20 protein-coding genes and 3 pseudogenes are annotated in these 19,800 nt (G+C 39.4%); 7 read left to right on the top strand and 16 right to left on the bottom strand.

The annotated features are described in order from the left end of the window. Nucleotides 1-71 precede the first annotated feature (71 nt). Entirely contained in the window at nt 72-392 is a 321-nt protein-coding gene (locus tag FB592_RS18870) for a hypothetical protein (RefSeq protein WP_038829983.1), read from the top strand. 77 nt (nt 393-469) lie between these two features. On the opposite strand, the gene FB592_RS18865 is transcribed toward FB592_RS18870, so the two are convergent. The 5 genes from FB592_RS18865 to FB592_RS21210 form a co-directional block, all read right to left on the bottom strand. Next, nucleotides 470-1,924 carry a sugar porter family MFS transporter gene (locus FB592_RS18865; RefSeq protein ID WP_077671326.1) on the bottom strand — a complete coding sequence of 485 codons (1,455 nt, stop codon included), beginning with the start codon at nt 1,922-1,924 and terminating at the stop codon, nt 470-472. 39 nt (nt 1,925-1,963) lie between these two features. Beyond that, on the bottom strand, nt 1,964-3,130 hold the full coding sequence (locus tag FB592_RS18860) for a Gfo/Idh/MocA family protein (protein WP_038829982.1): 1,167 nt from the start codon (nt 3,128-3,130) through the stop codon (nt 1,964-1,966). 17 nt (nt 3,131-3,147) lie between these two features. After that, on the bottom strand, nt 3,148-4,077 hold the full coding sequence (locus FB592_RS18855) for a sugar phosphate isomerase/epimerase family protein (RefSeq protein WP_038829981.1): 930 nt from the start codon (nt 4,075-4,077) through the stop codon (nt 3,148-3,150). Between the two features lie 481 nt (nt 4,078-4,558). Then, nucleotides 4,559-5,554, bottom strand: a complete 996-nt coding sequence (locus tag FB592_RS18850) for a LacI family DNA-binding transcriptional regulator (protein ID WP_046160535.1) — start codon at nt 5,552-5,554, stop codon at nt 4,559-4,561. Between the two features lie 317 nt (nt 5,555-5,871). Beyond that, the gene (locus FB592_RS21210; RefSeq protein ID WP_257475318.1) at nt 5,872-5,997 is read right to left on the bottom strand and encodes a hypothetical protein; all 126 of its coding nucleotides are present in this window, start codon (nt 5,995-5,997) and stop codon (nt 5,872-5,874) included. A gap of 247 nt (nt 5,998-6,244) precedes the next feature. Between FB592_RS21210 and FB592_RS18840 the strand changes: the two genes are divergently transcribed. Further along, nucleotides 6,245-6,367: a hypothetical protein gene (locus FB592_RS18840; RefSeq protein ID WP_014477000.1), complete on the top strand. Its 123-nt coding sequence runs from the start codon at nt 6,245-6,247 to the stop codon at nt 6,365-6,367. A 43-nt stretch (nt 6,368-6,410) separates the two neighbouring features. Beyond that, nucleotides 6,411-6,704 carry a YozQ family protein gene (locus tag FB592_RS18835; RefSeq protein WP_014477001.1) on the top strand — a complete coding sequence of 98 codons (294 nt, stop codon included), beginning with the start codon at nt 6,411-6,413 and terminating at the stop codon, nt 6,702-6,704. Nucleotides 6,705-6,818: 114 nt separating this feature from the next. Here FB592_RS18835 and FB592_RS18830 read toward each other — a convergent pair whose 3' ends face one another. Then, entirely contained in the window at nt 6,819-8,504 is a 1,686-nt protein-coding gene (locus tag FB592_RS18830) for a methyl-accepting chemotaxis protein (protein WP_141949973.1), read from the bottom strand. A 334-nt stretch (nt 8,505-8,838) separates the two neighbouring features. On the opposite strand from FB592_RS18830, the gene hpaB reads away from it, so the two are divergent. Then, complete coding sequence (hpaB, locus tag FB592_RS18825; protein ID WP_134157009.1) at nt 8,839-10,290, top strand: 4-hydroxyphenylacetate 3-monooxygenase, oxygenase component; 1,452 nt, start codon at nt 8,839-8,841, stop codon at nt 10,288-10,290. Between the two features lie 36 nt (nt 10,291-10,326). On the opposite strand, the gene exlX is transcribed toward hpaB, so the two are convergent. After that, on the bottom strand, nt 10,327-11,025 hold the full coding sequence (gene exlX, locus FB592_RS18820; RefSeq protein WP_003231419.1) for an expansin ExlX: 699 nt from the start codon (nt 11,023-11,025) through the stop codon (nt 10,327-10,329). A gap of 269 nt (nt 11,026-11,294) precedes the next feature. After that, entirely contained in the window at nt 11,295-11,972 is a 678-nt protein-coding gene (locus FB592_RS18815) for a YoaK family protein (protein WP_004399503.1), read from the bottom strand. Between the two features lie 171 nt (nt 11,973-12,143). On the opposite strand from FB592_RS18815, the gene FB592_RS18810 reads away from it, so the two are divergent. Next, nucleotides 12,144-13,181: a polysaccharide lyase family 1 protein gene (locus tag FB592_RS18810; protein WP_004399365.1), complete on the top strand. Its 1,038-nt coding sequence runs from the start codon at nt 12,144-12,146 to the stop codon at nt 13,179-13,181. Between the two features lie 256 nt (nt 13,182-13,437). Next, entirely contained in the window at nt 13,438-14,121 is a 684-nt protein-coding gene (locus FB592_RS18805; RefSeq protein ID WP_141949993.1) for an SOS response-associated peptidase, read from the top strand. Between the two features lie 335 nt (nt 14,122-14,456). Here the strand turns inward: FB592_RS18805 and FB592_RS18800 are convergent, their stop codons facing one another. The 8 genes and pseudogenes from FB592_RS18800 to FB592_RS18770 all read right to left on the bottom strand — a co-directional run bounded on the left by FB592_RS18800 (nt 14,457) and on the right by FB592_RS18770 (nt 18,967). Next, complete coding sequence (locus tag FB592_RS18800; RefSeq protein ID WP_004399414.1) at nt 14,457-14,762, bottom strand: membrane protein; 306 nt, start codon at nt 14,760-14,762, stop codon at nt 14,457-14,459. 215 nt (nt 14,763-14,977) lie between these two features. Continuing rightward, nucleotides 14,978-16,156 (bottom strand): oxalate decarboxylase, encoded by a 1,179-nt coding sequence (oxdD, locus tag FB592_RS18795; RefSeq protein WP_124058210.1) that lies wholly within the window; start codon nt 16,154-16,156, stop codon nt 14,978-14,980. A 123-nt stretch (nt 16,157-16,279) separates the two neighbouring features. Next, nucleotides 16,280-16,762, bottom strand: coding sequence for a DUF4944 domain-containing protein (locus FB592_RS18790; RefSeq protein WP_031315569.1), 483 nt, complete (start codon nt 16,760-16,762; stop codon nt 16,280-16,282). Between the two features lie 24 nt (nt 16,763-16,786). After that, nucleotides 16,787-16,910 (bottom strand): annotated as a pseudogene (locus FB592_RS18785) (hypothetical protein). 58 nt (nt 16,911-16,968) lie between these two features. Beyond that, a pseudogene (locus FB592_RS20970) lies at nt 16,969-17,124 on the bottom strand (YoaP domain-containing protein); the annotation flags it as partial. After that, nucleotides 17,119-17,353: pseudogene (locus tag FB592_RS18780) on the bottom strand (hypothetical protein); the annotation flags it as partial. The pseudogenes FB592_RS18780 and FB592_RS20970, both read right to left, overlap by 6 nt. A gap of 104 nt (nt 17,354-17,457) precedes the next feature. After that, nucleotides 17,458-17,955, bottom strand: coding sequence for a hypothetical protein (locus FB592_RS18775; RefSeq protein ID WP_021481414.1), 498 nt, complete (start codon nt 17,953-17,955; stop codon nt 17,458-17,460). Between the two features lie 100 nt (nt 17,956-18,055). Continuing rightward, nucleotides 18,056-18,967 carry a VanW family protein gene (locus FB592_RS18770; protein ID WP_015714063.1) on the bottom strand — a complete coding sequence of 304 codons (912 nt, stop codon included), beginning with the start codon at nt 18,965-18,967 and terminating at the stop codon, nt 18,056-18,058. A 345-nt stretch (nt 18,968-19,312) separates the two neighbouring features. Between FB592_RS18770 and FB592_RS18765 the strand changes: the two genes are divergently transcribed. Then, nucleotides 19,313-19,795, top strand: a complete 483-nt coding sequence (locus tag FB592_RS18765) for a DUF2975 domain-containing protein (RefSeq protein ID WP_015251949.1) — start codon at nt 19,313-19,315, stop codon at nt 19,793-19,795. Nucleotides 19,796-19,800: the final 5 nt, after the last annotated feature.

Below are 19,800 nucleotides of genomic sequence, written 5' to 3'. Positions count from 1 at the left end.
TTTGGTTGATAATGAAACCCGGAGTATACCAAGCCCGTATAACATAACATCGACATAATGGAGGCATGCATATGGACGTTTTTTTAGGAATCGGTGTTGCTTTGGCTGGTTATTTTATCGGTGAAGGCTTAAAGCAGATGAACCATCCAAAAGCATATGAAAAAAGTGATACCTTGCTTATAAAAGAACGAGATATTTACTTTTACATCGGACATTTTTTAGGAATAACGACAACTGAGGCAAAACAGTTAGCCGGAGACATGACAGACCTGCCTTACATTAAAATCAACGGGAAAAAGTATGTGCAAAAACAAAGTTTAATAGAATGGATATTTGCATTAGTCAAAAAGCAACAGGATGAAGTTAGTATTAAGAAAAACGGGATTTGCTAGTTGTTTAATGGAAAACATTTGAAAGTAAAGGCTTGCTTCAAAAGCAACGCCTTTTTAATCATAATAAAAGAGAGCGTTTACATATTTATTTCTCCTTTGCCCGATGATGCTTTTCGAACACCTTGATTGCTTCTAAAGTCGTTTTCAAGCTCTTCTAGAGTACGACCTTTTGTTTCCGGCAGATACTTTTTCACGTAAAGAATCGCAGAAGCCCCCAGAACAACGAAGACGAAGAACGTTGACGACATCCCCAATTGATCTAGTAACACAGGAAACGTTAAGCCGATAAGAAAATTCATCATCCAAAGGAAAAACACTGAAATCCCCATTCCGAGCCCTCGCAATCTGAGCGGGAATATTTCTGAAATCATGAGCCACGTAACCACGGATACCGCTGACTGCTGAAAAGCCAGGAACGTAATTGTCAGGCCAATCACGATAAACGGCAGCACGGGAGTTCCTTGAAGTGTGATGGAACAAATCGCTATAAGCAAAATAGAAGCTGTTGTGCCTGCAAGTCCTGTAAGGAGAAGAGGCCGCCTCCCGACTTTACCTACAATCCAGATGCCGAATGTACAGGCTATCACTGAAATAACGCCATTTCCAATGTTTGCGACAAGTGCTGCGTCTCTGGCAAAACCAGCTTTCTGCAAAATTTGCGTGCCATAGAACATAATGGAGTTAACACCGGTTATTTGCTGCACTACAGCGATTCCTATTCCAAGACCTACAAGTCGGCGAATCCATGGGACTGACAAGTCTTTCAGTGTCGCCCGATTTATTTCAGTCTCTCGATTGATTGAAGCTTTGATTTCAGTCAGCTCAGCTTTGGCACAATTTTCTTCCCTTACATACTTAAGAACTCTGAACGCCTCCCCCACCTTCCCTTTCGATGCCAGCCAGCGCGGGCTCTCTGGTACAATAAGCATCCCGAACCACAGAAAAATGGCCGGCAGTGTTGCCAAGATAAGCATAAATCGCCAAACGTGCGCATATTCACCCATTGATGTACCAATGACTGCATTACATGTAAATGCAAGAAGCTGACCTAAAATAATCATCAGATCGTTCTGAGTAATTGTTTTGCCCCGCTGTTCCGCTGGCGACATTTCAGCTAAAAAGGCCGGTACCGTGACAGATGCTGCCCCTACTGCAAGACCAAGTAAACTTCGGCAGATTATCATAACAGATGTGTTTGGTGCGAACGAACAACCAATCGTAGCAATTAAAAACAAGAAAGCTAGATTTAAGATGGTTTTCCGCCTGCCAATACGATCTGCTAACCGTCCTCCAGCCAGGGAGCCAAATGCGGCTCCGAAAAGGAGGGAACTTGTGATGAGACCTTCGGTGAAGGGAGTTAGATCAAGCTGATCTCTTTGTGCCATAAAAGGCAACGCTCCATTGATTACTCCAGTGTCATAACCAAAGAGAAGGCCTCCGAATGTAGAAATGATGGTAATCTTGCGGAAAAATTTTTTATGTTTACACGAGGTATTTCCGCCTGCAGTATCCATTTTTTCACGCTGGTCCATTTTTCTCCTCCTTTTAAAAGGACTTACAATCGCTACATGTTATTGATAGTCCACCCATACTGCGCCTTTATCCGCGGATCGAACGCAGTTTTCCACCCAGCGTACACCTCCCACACCCGCTTCAATTCCTGGATACCACATGTGCTCCAATTCTTTCCCTCGATCAGCAGCTTCCATAGCAACAGCGAATCGGGAATAAAGATTCGACCACGCTTCAAATAGACCTTCTGGATGGCCGCCTCCAATACGGTCATCTTGTAATGCTTCTGGGTATAAATATCCCATTCCGCGCTCTAAAATCTGTACAGGTTTTCCCTGTATTTCAAAACGCAGCTGGTTAGGCTGTTCATCCCACCATTCAATACTTGCTTTGGAACCGATCACACGAATTTTCTGGCCATGCATTGATCCGGCATTTACACATGAAGACCACACCGTGCCGACCGCCCCATTATCGTATTCCATAATCGTATAAGCATTATCTTCAAGAGGCGCTCTGCTTTTTACAAAGCTCTGGCGAGTACATAACAGTTTGTTTATTTTCAGTTCCGGAATCATGATTTCCGATAAAAATAACGGATGAGTTCCTAAATCTCCTAACACGTAGCTCGGACCGGCAAATTTCGGGTCTACACGCCATTTCGTGCTTGGATTATTCATTTCTACAGGATCTGAGTGAAAACCATGTGCAAATTGCATATTAATAATTCTGATGTCACCCAACTCTCCATTTGCGATCATCTGGCGCGCCTGTTCAATCATTTGATGCCCAGAATAACCATATGTAATGCCGACAACTCTGTTCTTTTTCTTTGCCAAATTCTCAAGCTCTTTTGCTTCTTCAAACGTGAAACAAAGAGGCTTTTCACATACAACATGCAAACCGACATTCAGGGCCGCCTTACAAATTTCATAATGAGTGCCGTTTGGAGTTGCGATAGAAACAGCTTCAATACCGTCTTCTCGTTTTGCTTCTTCTTCAAACATTTGCTGGAAATCCAAGTAGCAGCGTTCCGGAGTAACATGAAGATTCATCCCAAAATCTTTTCCCCGTTCCGGATTGATGTCAAATGCCCCTGCAACCAACTGAAAGTGATGATCACGCAAGGCAGCCGAGCGATGAATGTATCCAATTTGACTTCCCCGGCCGCCTCCTACCATTGCCCAGCGTATCGGTCTATCTACCTTTTTTTCACCATTAATCATTTTTGATTCCTCCCTCACTAGTAACCAACATTTTTTAAATAGGCAAGGCTTTGACTGACATCTCTTAAACTAGTATCAGAGTTTCTCGGATCACGTTCTTGCTCAATCGTAATATAGCCGTGATAGTGAATGTCTTTTAGCAACTTGTAAATCGCTTCATAATCAATAATTCCTTGGCCTATCGGACACATGACTCCCTTTGCGCAAGCATCAAAAAAGCGGATATGCTCACCCATTACTTGTTGATAAACATGTTCATCAATGTCTTTAAAATGGATATAGTCTACACGGTCCGCATAGTCCCGCAGCCATTGTTCCGGATCCATCTTTGAATAATATAAATGTCCTGTATCAAGACAAAGCCCCGCAATATCGTATGGTATATCTTTTAGTAATTGCTGAATCTCATCCTCGAATTCAATATATCCCCCTGCATGAGGATGGATGACGGCTCGTACGCCATATTGCTTCCACGCCCGTTCCGCAATTGTCCGAATATGAGACATCATACGGTTCCATTCCTTTTTAGATAACCGTTTCGCTTGATCAGGACGCCCCGCCTTATAATCTCTTTCGTCATGCCCCCAGTCAATCAGGACCAAATAAGGAGGTGAAAAGCGAAAGCGCTCCTCTTTATCCTGAAAAGAGAAAGGTAGTTTTGTAATCAGAGAACAAATCTCATCAACTTGCTCCAGCAAATTTCCTAAGTGCGACTCTGATACTAAATCATCAAAAATCGTACCGGCAATAATGGATAAATTGTTTTTCAAAAGCTCTGCTTGGACACGTTCGATATCCATCGGAATATAGCCGTATGGACCTAACTCAATCCCTTTATAACCAGCTTGTGATGCTTCTTGCAGCACTCTCTCCCATGGAGGAAGATAAGGATTTTTCGGATCGTCAACGCCCCAGCAGCACGGCGCGCCAGCAATGTGAATACTCATCCAAGACACCTCTAATCAAATGAATTATGAATCGCAACCAAAAAATAAAGCGCTTTCTTTTAACTGGATTTAAAAGTACGTTTATTTCGGTTCTCCGAGTTGATCTTCTCTTCTTAATCGTGCACTTTATCTAAAACCGGAAACAAATCATATAAAGCGCTTTACACTCCGTTTTTAAAAGCAAATAGATTTCTTTTTTACTAATTATATCCCTGCATATAGAAAGCGCTTTATATTTTGTGAGTTGATTGTATAATATTCAATATATTTTGTAAACGTTTTTTTGAAATTCCTTTCAGAAAATAATCAACAATATACCAATATATATACACCTTCCACTTTAAAAAAGGATATTCCGACCTATCAATGTTGTTTTTTGAGTTTTTTTTGCTTCCCTTTTGTCATTCTATGGTGAAACACAAAAAAGCAGCGGGGACTTTCCAGCTGCTAAACAAATATTATTGATTTGGAACACACGTCTTTAATGAAAACGGCTTGTTGATTTTCGGACAATTAATTTCGGCAATACTAAAATTTTTTGTTTTTCAGAGGCTTTTCCTTCTATTTCATCAATTAGTAAATCCACTGCCTGTGAACACATGCTTTGCACAGGCACTTCAACTGTTGTCAAAGGGGGATCACTACTTTTTGATATCAGTGTATTATCAAAGCCTGTGATAGAAAGTTCTTCAGGAACCAACACATGTTCCTCCCTTGCTGCAAGGAGCGCACCAATTGCTAAGATATCATTACAACAAATCATAGCTGTGGGCGGATTTGAAGATTGTAATAATGAAGAGGCCAAAGACTGTGCAGACTCGGCCGTTGAATCTGTTACAACAATCAGATCTTCGTGAATATCAAGATCAGACTCTTGTAATGCCTGTGAATATCCGCGAATTCGTTCTCTGCTGCTTGAATTGTCTTCTGCAATCACCGCAATCCTTGAGTGGCCAAGCGAAATTAAATATGCTGTTAATTCATACCCTCCCAAGAAATTATCAACTGTAACCGTTGTAAGAGATGAGTATGGCTGTGATTCCGAAAGAAGGATAACAGGAATGTTATCGCTGATTAACTCATGAATAACCTGTTTATTCCTAAACCCCCCAGCTAAAATAAACCCGTCAACACGCTTCTGCCTTAATAATGAGACGTATCTCTCTTCCTTCTCTGACTTGAAATCCGTACTGCAAATGACGACATTGAATCCATATTCGTGTGCCCGATCCTCTACTCTCCGTGCCATTTCTGCAATCAGAGGATTAGCTATGTCCGGTAAAAGAAATCCTATTGTCGAAGTCCGTTTCCCTGTTAATGCTGAAGCGAGCACACTTGGTTTATAATTCAGCTCTTGCATGGCATCTAGCACTTTTTGTTTCGATTTCATCCCGACCGGCTGATGATTGATCACTTTTGAAACTGTTGAAATGGACACGCCGGCTTTTTCTGCAACATCGTAGATTGTAGTTTTCATTTTGCTAAAAACCTCTTTCTCCATACAAGTAACCAGCTAAAAAATGCACGATTTGGAAAGCGCTCTATATAGGCTATTGTAAAGATAACTGTGAAGATTTCAATAATCTTTTTTAACTTTATGAAGCATTGCAATATCTTGTCCAGCCCCTATCTAACCCATTAACGGATAAAGACACATTAAGCAAATAATATCGCTGCTAATCCTCTCAATCAAAACACCATTTTCTATTTTAAGTAAACTTGCAAAGATACATGACGATTGATGTAAGACCAAACGGTGTTTTCAATTTTGAGGTTCTGGCTGAATGTTTCGATTCATACCTGTTTTGAGTGTAATAAAGCAGACAGCTGCGCTGAGTTAAGCTCAACTTCTTCAATCTGTTCGTTTTTTTGAAACACAAATACAACCTTTATCGAATCTCCATTTTTCACCAGACTCATCTCCCATATCTCCCCTTTATGATAAGAAAGAATGTTACTCACCTTAACAAATTTGTTCCCAGTTCTATACAGCCTCTTCATATACGCAATATACTAACAAAAGGTTTCAAAAATCAAATGCACGCCTGGCATAACTGGCTCTTTTCCTAATGGGGAAGAGTCAACGAAAAAAAGCGAATGAATACCTGCCTAACAGACAGAATAAGAAGAGTTGATATTCAACACTTTTCGTAAAGGAGTGAAACCAATGAGTAAAAAGGGAATTCAAAATTCAAGTATTGAACAAATGAGAAATGACCATGAGACTGAAACAGCTTTTAAAGCAGATGATCCTAAAAAACATGGTTCTGATCCTAAAAGAACGAAATAAGTTCTTACCCCCACTAAAATATCAATAATCTGGAGGAAGTAAAGTGACTCAAAAAAACGGTGCAGACAGACCTGATGATTATAAAAGATTTTCTTCATTAGACAAGGAATATGATTTTCAGCAATCTATAAGCAGCAATACTGAGACAGAAAGTGTAAACACTGAAACACAAACTCATAACAAAGAAAACAAAAATGACACAACAGATGTAGCCGGGAAATACTTTGAGCCCTCAGATTATAAAGGAAGCACGCAATTGGAAAAAGGATTGGCTGAAACTCATGAACAGGTGAGCGATGACTATTTTGAAGGGACAATCGATCAAAATTTGGACTAGCCATACAAACGGAGCTAACTTAAAAGAAGTCAGTTAACTCTGTTTTTAGAAACAACCACAGTAAAAGAGCCAACCCCCACCGAATAGGATGGGGGTTGCACGTAAGTAGCCAGTTTAATATTTAAAACGATTAATGACGGTTTGAAGTTCTTCTGCCAACTGAGATAGAGATTCTGCGGCATAGGAGATTTCCCCCATTGAATGAAGCTGTTCCTCTGATGATTTTGCAACCGCTTCTGTATTTGCAGACGTTTCTTTTGTACCAGCAGCCAATGTATGAACTGTGTGCTGAATCACTTCAACGCCTGAAGTAAGCTGTTGAGTTGCTGCTGCAACTTCTTGTATTTGAGAAGTGACCTGTTCCACCAGGTTCAGTATTTCATTGAAATTTCCTGTTGTCTCTTGAGAAAGAACAATACCTGAGCTCACATTTTCTTGAACAACTTTAATATTATTTACCGTTTCTATCGATTCGTTTTGGATGGTCGCTACCACCGATTGGATGTGGTTTGCTGATTTATTTGTTTCATCCGCTAATTTCCGAACTTCTTCAGCCACCACGGCAAATCCTTTTCCTTGCTCTCCGGCTCTGGCCGCCTCGATCGCTGCGTTTAGGGCCAGCAAATTGGTCTGCTCTGAAATCGTCGTGATAAGCGAGGAAATATCACTGATTTCTGCTGTGCTCGCTACCAATGCCTGTAATCCATTGCCGGCTGAATCTACAGATTTATCAATGAATTTCATCTGATCTAACATCTTGTTGACGGACTTAGAGCCTATTTCAGCCTTGTCTCTCATCGAAGAAGAAAGATCCGCTATGTTCCCTGTATTTGAAGCAACAGATGATATACTGTCTAATAATTCAGTAATGGATTCCGCACTCTTTTCTGTCATTGAGCTTTGTTTCACATTGCTTTCGGCAGCCATCTGCATGGCTCGGGAAATATGTTCAGATGTTGATTTCGATTCTTCCGCGCTTGCCGATAATTCTTCGGAGGAAGCGGCGACTTGTTCAGATGAACTGCTGATTTGCTTCACAATTTGAGATAATGAATGAGTAAAAGAATTAAAAGATTTGGCAAGCTGGCCAAATTCATCTTTATTTTTCACTATGACTTTTTTGGTTAAATCAGCCTCGCCATGAGCAATTTCCTCCAGCTGCTTATTTATGCTTCTTAGTGGCACCATAATGGACTTTAACAGCATTATGCTTAGAACAATGCCTAATATTACTGATATCCCTGTGACAATGATAATGAGCGATTGACTCATTTTCCCATTGCCCTGTATTTCATCCTTTAGATCCTCTACCTCTTGATCCAGGCGATCAGACAGCTTATTGACAGCCGGATCTACGACTTCTTTTCTTAATGTTCTTTCTTCTCCAAAATGGATGGTTTCTGCTTTTTTAGGATTTGAAGAGTAGGCTGTTACTACCTGCTGATTCAAAGCTCTATACTGAGTAAAACTTGTCTTAATGTCTTCAATATTGGATTGATACTTCTCTTCATCAATCAAGTCATTAACCCGGTCAAGGCTCTTTAAGACATCGTCTGCTTTTTCCTTCATACCCTCGTCGTATTCTTTGTCTCCGGTAATCAAGAAGCCTCTTTCATCATTTGATAACCCGGTCAATTCATATTGGATGTGTTTTATCTCTTTTTGGAATTCCATTTTGTCTTTAAGTTCTTCATTCTTTTTCACAGTAGAAGAAATCATAAATACTGAGGAGCCTCCAATTCCAATAATTGAAACAACTAATATTGATATAATCCCCAGCAATTTTGTTTTCACTTTCATGTGTCGTTTTCCCTTTCCGCACAATGTAATGGCTGAAATAAAATATGTTCAAGCGCGTTTGAATCCAATTCGCTTACGCTCATGTCCATAATATCGACACGTGTTATCAAGTTTTATAGTGCTATTTTCATATGAATAAGCAAATTCTTTACGGCTCTAAATCTTCAGAAAGGCTTCACGAAAAATTGACTGTCTTTTGTCGTATAAGTCACTCTTATTCTCATTTTCTATTAGGCATACAAAAAAGGCTTTTCCCACCTCAAATTGGCTGAACCGGCTGTTTTCTCGAAAATATAATACAATACGCAGCATAATATGAAGGAGCGAAACTTAAATGGGGATCATCAATGGTAAAGAATTCATTGACCGATTGAATAAACTAGAAAACGAAATATGGTATGATGGCGAAAAAATAAAGGGTAACATTTCTGAGCATCCTGCATTTAAAGGAATAATCAAAACAAAAAGCTCACTTTATGAATTGCAAACAAAGGATGAGTTAATACATGAAATGACTTATTGCCTTCCTGGAGATCATAATCGAATCGGCCTTTCCTATCTCCAGCCTAAAACCAAAAATGATTTAAAAAAAAGAAGGACCATGATTGAACATTGGGCTAGACATACTCATGGAATGATGGGGAGAAGTCCGGATTACATGAATACGGTTATGATGAGCTTTGCTTCGTCAGCGGAGCTTCTAAAAGATAAAGAGAATTGCTTTCCTGAACATATACTAGATATGTATGAACAAGCTGCTAAGCATGACCTTTCTTTTACCCATACATTCATTACTCCGCAAGTGAACCGGTCACAGTCCTATTTTGGGCTAAGTGAAAAACCGATATCTGCTAAAGTCATTGATAGAACCGAAAAAGGTTTAATGATTCATGGCGCACGACTGCTTGCAACACAGGGCGGATTGACCGATGAAATCTTGGTTTTTTCAGCGCCTAAATTTTTCTTTGAAACAGATGAAGCTTATGCTTTTTCAATCCCTTCTAATACAAAAGGCGTAAAATTCATCACAAGAGAATCATTTGTATTAAGCGACTCTTCCTTCAATCATCCCTTAAGCTCCAGGTATGAAGAAATGGATTCAATTGTGGTTTTTGATCATGTGTTAGTGCCGTGGAATCGTGTGTTTTTTTACGATAATGTGGAAGCAGCTAAAGATTTTATGACAAAAAGCTCTTTTCATGCCTTTACCTTTCACCAGGTTGTCATTAGGCAAATGATAAAAATTGAATTTCTATTAGGTGTTGCACAGCTTCTTGTCGACACCATTAATGTATCCGAATATCAGCACATCCAAGAAAAGCTCTCAGAAATCATTGTGGGATTGGAAACAATCAAAGCGCTCATTGACAAATCGGAAAATGATGCTCAGTTAGATGAATTCGGCTATATGCGCCCCTCTTTAATTCCTCTTCAAGTCATCAGTACAATCATTCCTAAGCTATATCCTCGATTTACTGAAATCATACAATTAATTGGAGCTAGCGGAATGGTGACATTGCCTACCGAAAATGCATTTGACTCAGAGATACGGGAAGATCTTGACCAATATCTTCAAGCAACCAATACAAATGCTGAAGAACGTGTGAAAATTTTCCGTTTGGCATGGGATTTAACAATGAGTTCATTCGGAACTAGACAAACTCACTATGAAAGATACTTTTTCGGAGATCCTATTCGGATTTCAAGCAGGCTGTATACCAGTTATCCAAAGCAGGAGCAGTTGAACATGATTAAAACATTTTTACATGCAGATGCAGAACAATGAAAAAACAGCGGGAAAAGATCCGCTGTTTCGTATTTTTTATTCAGGAAACTGAACATGGCCCGGTACAGTATAGGCTTTGGACGTTCCGCTTTCAGGCAGCTTTGGAATGGTGTCTTTCACAACTTTTCCGCGGATGTCAGTCATTCTGACTTTGAGAGAGCCTGTACCTAAATTCGTACTCACAAAATGGTTATAGTCCATTTTCTCCATGTTGATCCACTTACCATCCTTTTCATATTCCATTTTCATAACAGGATACTTGTGATTTCTGACTTGGATTGCTGCCCACCACCTGCTGCTGCCTTCTTTGATCCGGTAGGTGAAATTGCCGGTGATTGGGGCTTTGACAACACGCCATTTAATATTGATTTTTCCGTCTTTCATATTGCCGATTTTACGGAAGGCATTAGGTGACAGATCAAGAGCTCCCCGAGCGCCTTCGGGATAAAGATCAGTAACATATACGGTTGTTTTCCCTTTTGGCCCTTCAACTTCCAAATAAGAGCCGGCAAGTGCTGCTTTTACTCCTCCGTAATTGAGATCCGCCGGATTTATTGCAGTAATCTCCATATCGGAAGGAATGGGATCCAGCAGGAAAGCTCCTCCTGAATAACCTGACCCTGTATACGTTGCATAACCTTCATGCAGGTCGTCATATGCTGCCGAAGCTTGCGGGGAAAAACAGAAGATCGTCAACAAAACCATACCAACAAATGCACTCATGATCTTTTTCATATTTGGTCCTCCTCAAACCAGACTTCAAATGAGAATCATTATCATTATAAGACTCAATCCATCTGGTTTGAAAGAGGAAATAGATTCATAGATGATTTTAAGGCAAATTCACTATCATTCATATATCAAATGTAGGTACTTATGAAAAAGCCAATACAAATGAACGAATGTGCACTTCAGCCGAATGTCTTATTTTTCCCTCTCAAAATTCGCACTTCAATAACGAAATGAAACAGGCTGTTGGCCTGATAACAGCTATACAGGAAAAGCTATTTTTCCCCGCTCAGTTTCAACTTAGCTGTCATCATGATGCCAAAGATCAGCACAATCGGAACCCAAATAATGAAGTGATAAAAATCAGGCTCAGCCAGAGCAACAATAATAGCCCCTACACAATACAAAATAATAGCCAGTGCTCTTAACACAGTATCTCTTAAGAAAGTCTTCTTTTGCTTCTTAAAAAACAAACGGCCGGATATATCCTCTAAAAGAGAAGCCAAAGTGCCGGTCAACACAGTTGAAGAAATACCTGCAATCCCCAGTTTTTTTGCTGCTGTAGTTTGAATCCCCATAGAAATGCTCATGAGTATAATCAGAATGTGCACAGGAACAAATGCCCGGTAAAAAGAAAGACAAGCAAAGACAAACAAAATGAATGCTTCAAGTGCGAGGGCTTTTGTCACAGCAGAAGGCCAAAGGGTATTTTCCGCCTTTCCGACCATCAATGTAGCAATGATCACGCCGCATATAAATCCGATTAGCGCAGTCAAGGAATTAAAAACAGTGACCTGAATGGATTTGCCTATAGCTAACCCCAATAATACAATGTTTCCAGTCATATTAGCTGTGAACACATGTCCCAGGCTTAAATACCCGATTACATCCACGATTCCAGCTGTTAAACATAAAAGTGATAGCAAGGTGTTTCGATAAGCTGCTGCAGTCAACGGTGTATCAATCCTTTCTTCTATTTCAATTGTTAGTATGTCTTTTGGCGCAATCTCTATTTTTTAAGTAACCCAACATTAATTAGGAAGATAGAACCTATCATTCCTTTCCATTAACTGTAATAATAATCCCGCAAGGAAATGATTAAAATTGAAAGGAAGCATATTGTGATGAAACGACTTTGTTTATGGTTCACCGTCTTTAGCTTGTTTTTGGTTCTCTTGCCTGGAAAAGCATTAGGTGCAGTCGATTTTCCGAATACCTCAACAAATGGCCTTTTAGGTTTTGCCGGAAATGCCAAAAATGAAAAAGGCATCTCTAAAACGGGCACAACGGGTGGAAAAAACGGGCAGATTGTTTACATTCAAAGCGTAAATGATTTAAAAACCCATCTAGGAGGATCCACTCCGAAAATTTTAGTGCTTCAAAATGATCTTTCCGCATCTGCGAAAACAACAGTTACCATTGGCTCAAATAAAACACTCGTGGGCTCTTACGCGAAAAAAACGCTGAAAAATATTTATTTAACAACTTCATCAGCTTCTGGAAATGTCATTTTTCAAAATTTAACGTTTGAACACAGTCCGCAGATTAACGGAAATAATGATATCCAGCTTTATTTAGATTCCGGTATGAACTATTGGATTGATCACGTCACATTCTCAGGTCATAGCTATAATGCAAGCGGAAGCGATTTGGATAAACTCGTGTATATCGGAAAATCCGCAGATTATATCACGATCAGCAACTCAAAATTTGCGAATCATAAATACGGTTTGATTTTAGGATACCCGGATGATTCTCAGCATCAATATGACGGCTACCCCCACATGACAATCGCCAATAATTATTTTGAGAACTTGTATGTTAGAGGCCCAGGTCTGATGAGATACGGTTACTTTCATGTTAAAAACAATTACAGCAATAATTTTAACCAGGCGATTACAATTGCTACAAAAGCAAAAATATATTCCGAATATAATTACTTTGGGAAAGGCAGTGAAAAAGGCGGCATCCTTGACGACAAGGGCACTGGTTATTTCAAAGACATAGGCAGCTATCCATCACTCAACAAGCAAACCTCTCCGCTGACTTCTTGGAATCCCGGGTCAAACTATAGCTATCGTGTCCAAACGCCGGAATATACAAAAGAATTTGTCACGAAATATGCCGGATCACAAAGTACAACTCTGGTATTTGGCTACTGATATAAAAGAGGCCCTGCGTTAAAAACGCTGTGCCTCTTTTTATACTATAGGCTATTTTTAAGCGATCCTTGTAATTCCATCAAGATCCAGCGTCGGTCAAACTAAAAAGCATATGTTCTTTTCCACAATAACTTCTTAACTGGCTTTCTTATTATACCAGTTTATCGCAAGTGAAAAGAAATCATTGTTCTGGACCTGTATTAAATGAACGTTCGTCCGACAAACTATTCAAAAACCCCTAAAAAGGATGATGGATATGTGCGGCAGGTTTACTTTGTACTCTGCATTTGATGATATTATTGACCAATTTGACATCGATCAATTTTTTCCTAAAGGTGAATACCAGCCAAGCTATAATGTCGCACCATCACAAAACATCCTTGCAATCATCAATGATGGATCAAATAATCGCTTAGGCAAGCTTAGATGGGGACTTATTCCACCTTGGGCAAAAGATGAAAAGATCGGTTATAAAATGATCAATGCTCGAGCCGAAACAATTACCGAGAAACCGGCCTTTCGAAGACCGCTTGTCAGCAAACGCTGCATCATACCAGCAGACAGTTTTTATGAATGGAAACGGCTTGATTCCAAAACCAAAATCCCAATGCGGATCAAATTGAAATCATCTACTCTTTTTGCGTTTGCTGGCTTATATGAAAAGTGGAGCACACATCAAGGATACCCTCTTTATACCTGCACTATCATAACAACTGAGCCTAATGAGTTCATGAAAGATATACACGACCGAATGCCGGTTATATTGGCCCATGATCATAAAAAGGAGTGGCTTAACCCCAAAAATACAAGCCCTGATTATCTGCAAAGTTTGCTGCTGCCTTATGATGCTGATGACATGGAAGCATACCAGGTTTCATCATTAGTAAATTCACCCAAAAATAATTCAGCTGAGCTTCTTGATGCAGAAAATCATATGTAGTGATTGAAATTCTCTAGCAAGAACTTGTCAAATAGCTTTGTTCCTTAGGTGCCAATCCCTCTAGTAATTATGAATATTTAGTACATAGATCAATTAGTTTTTTTAGCATCAGTTTGAAATAATTTTATTATGTAAACTTAAATAAGCAATGTTATCCCTTTCATATAAAATAGTTTACATTTTTATAAAATCGCTTCACTTTTCTATTTTGTCAGCAAAAAAACTGAACCACATTAAACTTATGAATCCTGCCGCACCTGTGATTGCAAATATGATATAAGCCCATAGAGGTAAATCCATACACTTTCCCTCCTAAGAATTAAATGAAATTTCTTTCATCTTACATGAAGGTCTTCTTTCTTTTGTTTATCTAGTGTAATACTTAATAATATGTTGATGAATGCAGCTGGAAAATATATAAATCCCACTCCAAGAATGCCTAGTATCGTACTTAAACTTACTATGTAATTCTTTGTCATCGTTTGACTATCAATCAATATTAGAAGTGAAATCAATCCAGCTAAAACACCTATAAACCAAGCATCGCCAACAGCATAAGAATCATCCAGCATCCCTAACCATCGCCCCAATATAGAGCTCCCAATGGCAGTCAAACTGGATAAAAATATGAGTGCTTTCATTTCTTGTCCTCCTTTAAAGCCAATCAAACTGGTAGAAATCGGCCATTGAATTCCCATTATCGAATGGTTATCATTTCCACATTAACATTTTAAAGCTCATTACAATACGATTCAAGCAGAAAAACCCTACATAACGTATATATAGGGATTTGATAAAACACAGGCCAAAATTCAACTCTAGTTACTTTAAGACCACTGTGTGATCGGTTCAGTCTTTACGTACCGGGATATTTCACAACAGGCACTTTCTTCTTACGCAGAGAATCAAGCATGACTGATCCAGCATTCAAGTTGCTTTGCACTAATTCTTTAGGCGTCAATGCCATCCACTGATTGAGTGACACATCTGCATAACGGTCACTTTTGAACATTTCTAAAAACCATAATGTTTCTGTACCAGTATTCTGTATATAGTGGCCAGCATTAGAAGGCACGTATCCCACGTCGCCTGCTCTATAATCAAATGTGCGGGCAGTCCCATTTCCGATAAATACCGTCATTCGTCCCTGTCCTGTTAGATAATATTGCCACTCATCGCTATTGGGATGCCAATGAAGCTCTCTCATCGCGCCAGGCTCAATCTGAACAAGTGCAGCGGCTATCGTTTTTGAAATTGGGAAGTTAGAAGAATCCACAATTCGTACACTCCCCCCTGGCATTTGAATTGGGGGTTGATTTAACAGCTCGTGTTTAAAGGTCATGGGGACTTTTCCATATGGTGACTGAATGTCTTCACTCGCGACTGATCCCGGCACATTCCCTTGGTAAATATAGACTTGCTCAGACGGAAGAGAGTTGAAAGCATTCTCTGGGACACCGAAATTTGCAGACAGAACGTCTTTTGGTGTGTGTGCAAGCCAATCTGAAATGGTTAACGTTGAAAACTCAGAAAAGTTTCCATCATCGAATACGAGCAGAAACTCGCAGTGTTCCAATCCCTGTATGGAATGCGGAATTCCTGCTGGGAAGTACCAAAGGTCGCCGGGACCAACATCAGCAATGAAATTTCGTCCGTCTTGGTCAACAGCGGTGATACGTGCCCGTCCCAAAAGCATATAAGCCCACTCCGCTTGCTTATGCCAATGAAGCTCACGGACTCCTCCCGCAGTTAAGCTCATGTTTACACCTGCAATCGCAGTCGAAATCGGAAGCTGTCTTACGGTGATTTCTCTTGACCAGCCGCCATGATCTAATTTCATGGGAGCGTCTGAGAATGAAAATCTCAAGTTAGGAATCATACCCTCATCTGTAACAGGCGGAACAAGTATATTCGGATTTTGAATATCCCGCATTATATTTCGCGGGCCTGCATCAATAGCTCCAGCTCCATCACTTCGAATAGGCTGCGGCACGTTTCTGTCTTCATGATTGATTGGTTGTTGTTCCAACAGCATGCACCTCGTTTTAGAAAATGAACAAGATTTTATTTCAGCCTATGCAGAATCTTAGATTGCTGTGCCTAGGAATCCGCAAATAAAAAAGTGACCACGAATGTGATCACAAATACAGCGAATAAGCTATTTTTTATACCATGGCTTCTTATGTAATTTGATTTCTTCTGTCTGTTTTTTCTGGCCTGTCTTCCACTCCACTTTCACTAATACATCATGTCCTATCACTTCATCTTCAGGCATATAATCAAAGGTGGCAATATGGTCCTCCATGCGTCCCCCACCTGGCATTTCATCACCTGTGTATTCTGACAAATCATAATTTTCCCTGTCATCATACATTTTACCATCTATGTATAAGGTGATTTTTTCTATGACAGTCCTCTTTTCGTCCTTCTTACTCCCCTGCCAATACAGATTTAGAAAATAATTAGGTCCAATTGAAGTTTTTCCTGATTTTTCAAGGTTAGACATCCACAGTCCGCTTTTCCCGCTGCCCTCATATTTCACTTTGTTTCCTGATACCATTACAAATAATGTGATGATGCAGATGATCAAGAATCCAGCAATGATCAATAGCCATTTCTTAATATTGTTCTTTTTTCTCATGCTTTTCCCCACTTCCCTAACTCTTTAGTAGGAAAATATGATCAAAATGTTACTGAAAAGAAAATAAAAGAGCTAATGATCTAACAGATGACTGTCTAAACTTTTGACTTAAATTAAAGCGCTCTCTAAAGACAAGATTAAAACGTATAACAGCTCTTTTGTTTCACTGAGTCAAGAACCTTAAAATGGCTTTTTATTATTAAAAATCAAGCTAGTGTATTAAGTAACTTTTCAAATTTATTTATACTCATGATCTCGTGAGTCACAAATCTCCCATCAAAAAAAACGCTAAAAGTTGTCCAAATAGCTGGTGACTTTTGTTCCTCTTCTTTCAATGATAACTGAATTGACTGAAATTGAACTGTGAAAATTTCGAAATTAAAGATTTTTAATAATGAAACGGGCTGCACTTGTTTAGGTGTCACTGTCATTATCAGTAAAATGTTACGCTGAAATGCGCAGTCAGTCACAAAGTCTCTATTCGTATTCCATAAAGACTTTGTGATCATCGACAAACATTTCACTCCCATCGGATAAGTGTATCCAAAAAGCCTCCTCTGGTTCTTCTCTATAGTCATAAATCACAGTCACTTTGACATTTGACTCAGCTACGATTGGTTTTCCAACAATTATTTTCGTTTTTTCCTCAGGCAAAGTAAGAGATCGAATCATCAAAGCCATTCTATCTTTACTGTCTAATTAACGCCATCTTCAGTGAATTTAAAGGTCTGTTTTAAATTGCGTCCTTCTTGCCCCTTCTGTGTCCAAATAATCACAACCTCTAATTCAGAGGCCTTATCTGCCAGCATAAAATGATTGAACTTCAGCGGTGAGCCATCATTTAAACTTTCAGCTAACATTTTAGAATCTTCTTTTGGTTTGTCACAATTTTCATCGAGGCATCCAAAAAGTGAAAATCTTGTGATTGAATCAGGATCATTTCTATACAATTGCACATCCACTGTAGCTGCTTTTTCCCCTATATTTTTGACTTCCAAGGAATATACTTGATATTCTCCTTTTTGAGGTCTCGCAAATTCCTTTACATTTTTTGCTTCACTTACTTTTACTGACCACTGGTCTGTTTTTTGTGTAATAGGCAACACCGTAAAAGTCAGGGCATGCGCTTTTGATTGGCAAAACGTAAATCCAACTGCTGTAAAAACAATTACAGAAAATAATACCCTTTTCACTTCATTTATCCCTCCTTCCTTTCACTGGCCGCTCCTTAAAGAATTGATTTTGAGCATTCTACAAGCTCTCTTAACCAAAACCTTACCTGAGGTTTTGTCTTTACTGCTCTGCATTTATTTCTTTCGGTATCCGAGAGGGAGCTTTGGGGATTTTTCTCAATTTGCTGTTTATCACATCAGAAGAGTATAGCGTAATAATCATACTTCCCCCATACCTTTTTGCCCGAATTAAGATTGGTTGGTTATATTGGTTTTGAAAGCGAAAGTCAGGACCTCCCCAGCTTACCGTCGCATCCCGTCCGGGCGGTACATATGGTACACTTCTAGTATGAGAATAGCGCTGAACGATCTGCAGTCCTGCACGATCAACTGCATTAAATAGAGTTGAGGACACCTGACAAATTCCTCCTCCTACACCTTCAGACAACTCCCCTTTTACAATAATGGGTGCACTTTTATATCCTTTGTTCCGAGTTCTCATTCCCACAACTTGGTTAAACGAAAACGTCTCATTAGGGAAAACAACGTGATTGTCGATTGCTTTTGCAGATAGAGAAATATTGTGTGAACGGCTTTTATTGCTTGAGTTAAAATACGTCACGTACTGACCAAGCTGCTGCGTACTGATGTGAGCTAGCAGCTCGCTGTCAACTTTCGGATAAATGTTCATTTCCGGCACTTCTATCTTGGAGGGACCTTGCCCATAAAAATACGCATAAAACTTTTCCATAAACGCCTGTTGATACAGTTTGTAGCCAACCCTGCCCGGGACGATGCTTCCATGATCGTTAAGGACAGCATTTATCGGCTCACGGTACACTTTCTGATCAAGCTGTTTGATGAATTTACTGTATTTTTCATAGTCAACCATTGGAGTGCCGGGAAGAGGCATTGTAAAGTCTTCACGGTTAACAGTGGCAATCGTCCGTCCTTGCTGTGTGACCGTTAAACTGTCCTGCGGCTCACTCGGCTGAGCCAATAAAAAAAGACCAGTGATCAAAATTTGTATCATAAGTCGGTTTACCTCCCGATCATTAGTATGAACAGCCGCTTATCCTTTGATGTATTTCTTCCCATCGTTTGTTTGAATCTTTAGACGTTGATAAAAACCTTCATAAAAGAGCTTAGCTTTATGATCAGACCGATCCCTGAGCTCACTGAGCACACGGTTCATTCAGTCGGCAAGTTTGAAGTAGTTCAGCATCTCCCAGTGATGAGGGATGCTTTTTTGTCTTGGCAAAAATGAAAAGGGTCTCCTATAACAACAACAAATCAATCCATTTCAATATTTTTTTATTGAGAAACGATAAATTTTTTGTTACATTCAATTAGACAACAAATAAATGAGGTGCTTGTTATGAATCGAATGTCGACAATTTTTTTAAAGATAGCTTTGGTTCTTATTGGAATTCCAATTCTTGCTTTATGCATTTTTTTAGTGCCTAAGATAGCCAACTATTCAGCAGAATTATTTCCAAATATCGCTTATATAAAATATCTCGTTTTCATCTATTTGTATGTAACGGCGATACCTTTTTACTTTGCTCTTTATCAAGCGTTCAAACTTTTAAGCTATATTGACAAAAACAAAGCTTTCTCGGGTTTGTCTGTAAGAGCTTTGAAGAATATAAAATACTGCGCAGTCACTATCAGTATCTTTTACGCAGCAGGCATGCCTGTCTTTTATCTGATGGCCGAGATAGACGACGCCCCCGGTATCATTGTGATCGGATTGGTTATTATTTTTGCTTCAATGGTGATTGCGGTCTTTGCTGCTGTTCTTCAAAAACTGTTAAAAGAAGCGATAGATATAAAATCAGAAAATGACTTAACGGTCTGAGGTGA

This window comes from Bacillus sp. SJZ110, assembly GCF_006715455.1.
In the GTDB taxonomy this organism is placed as follows: domain Bacteria; phylum Bacillota; class Bacilli; order Bacillales; family Bacillaceae; genus Bacillus; species Bacillus subtilis.
Note: the sequence above shows the minus strand (reverse complement) of the source record. Positions and strands in the feature narration are given on the sequence as shown.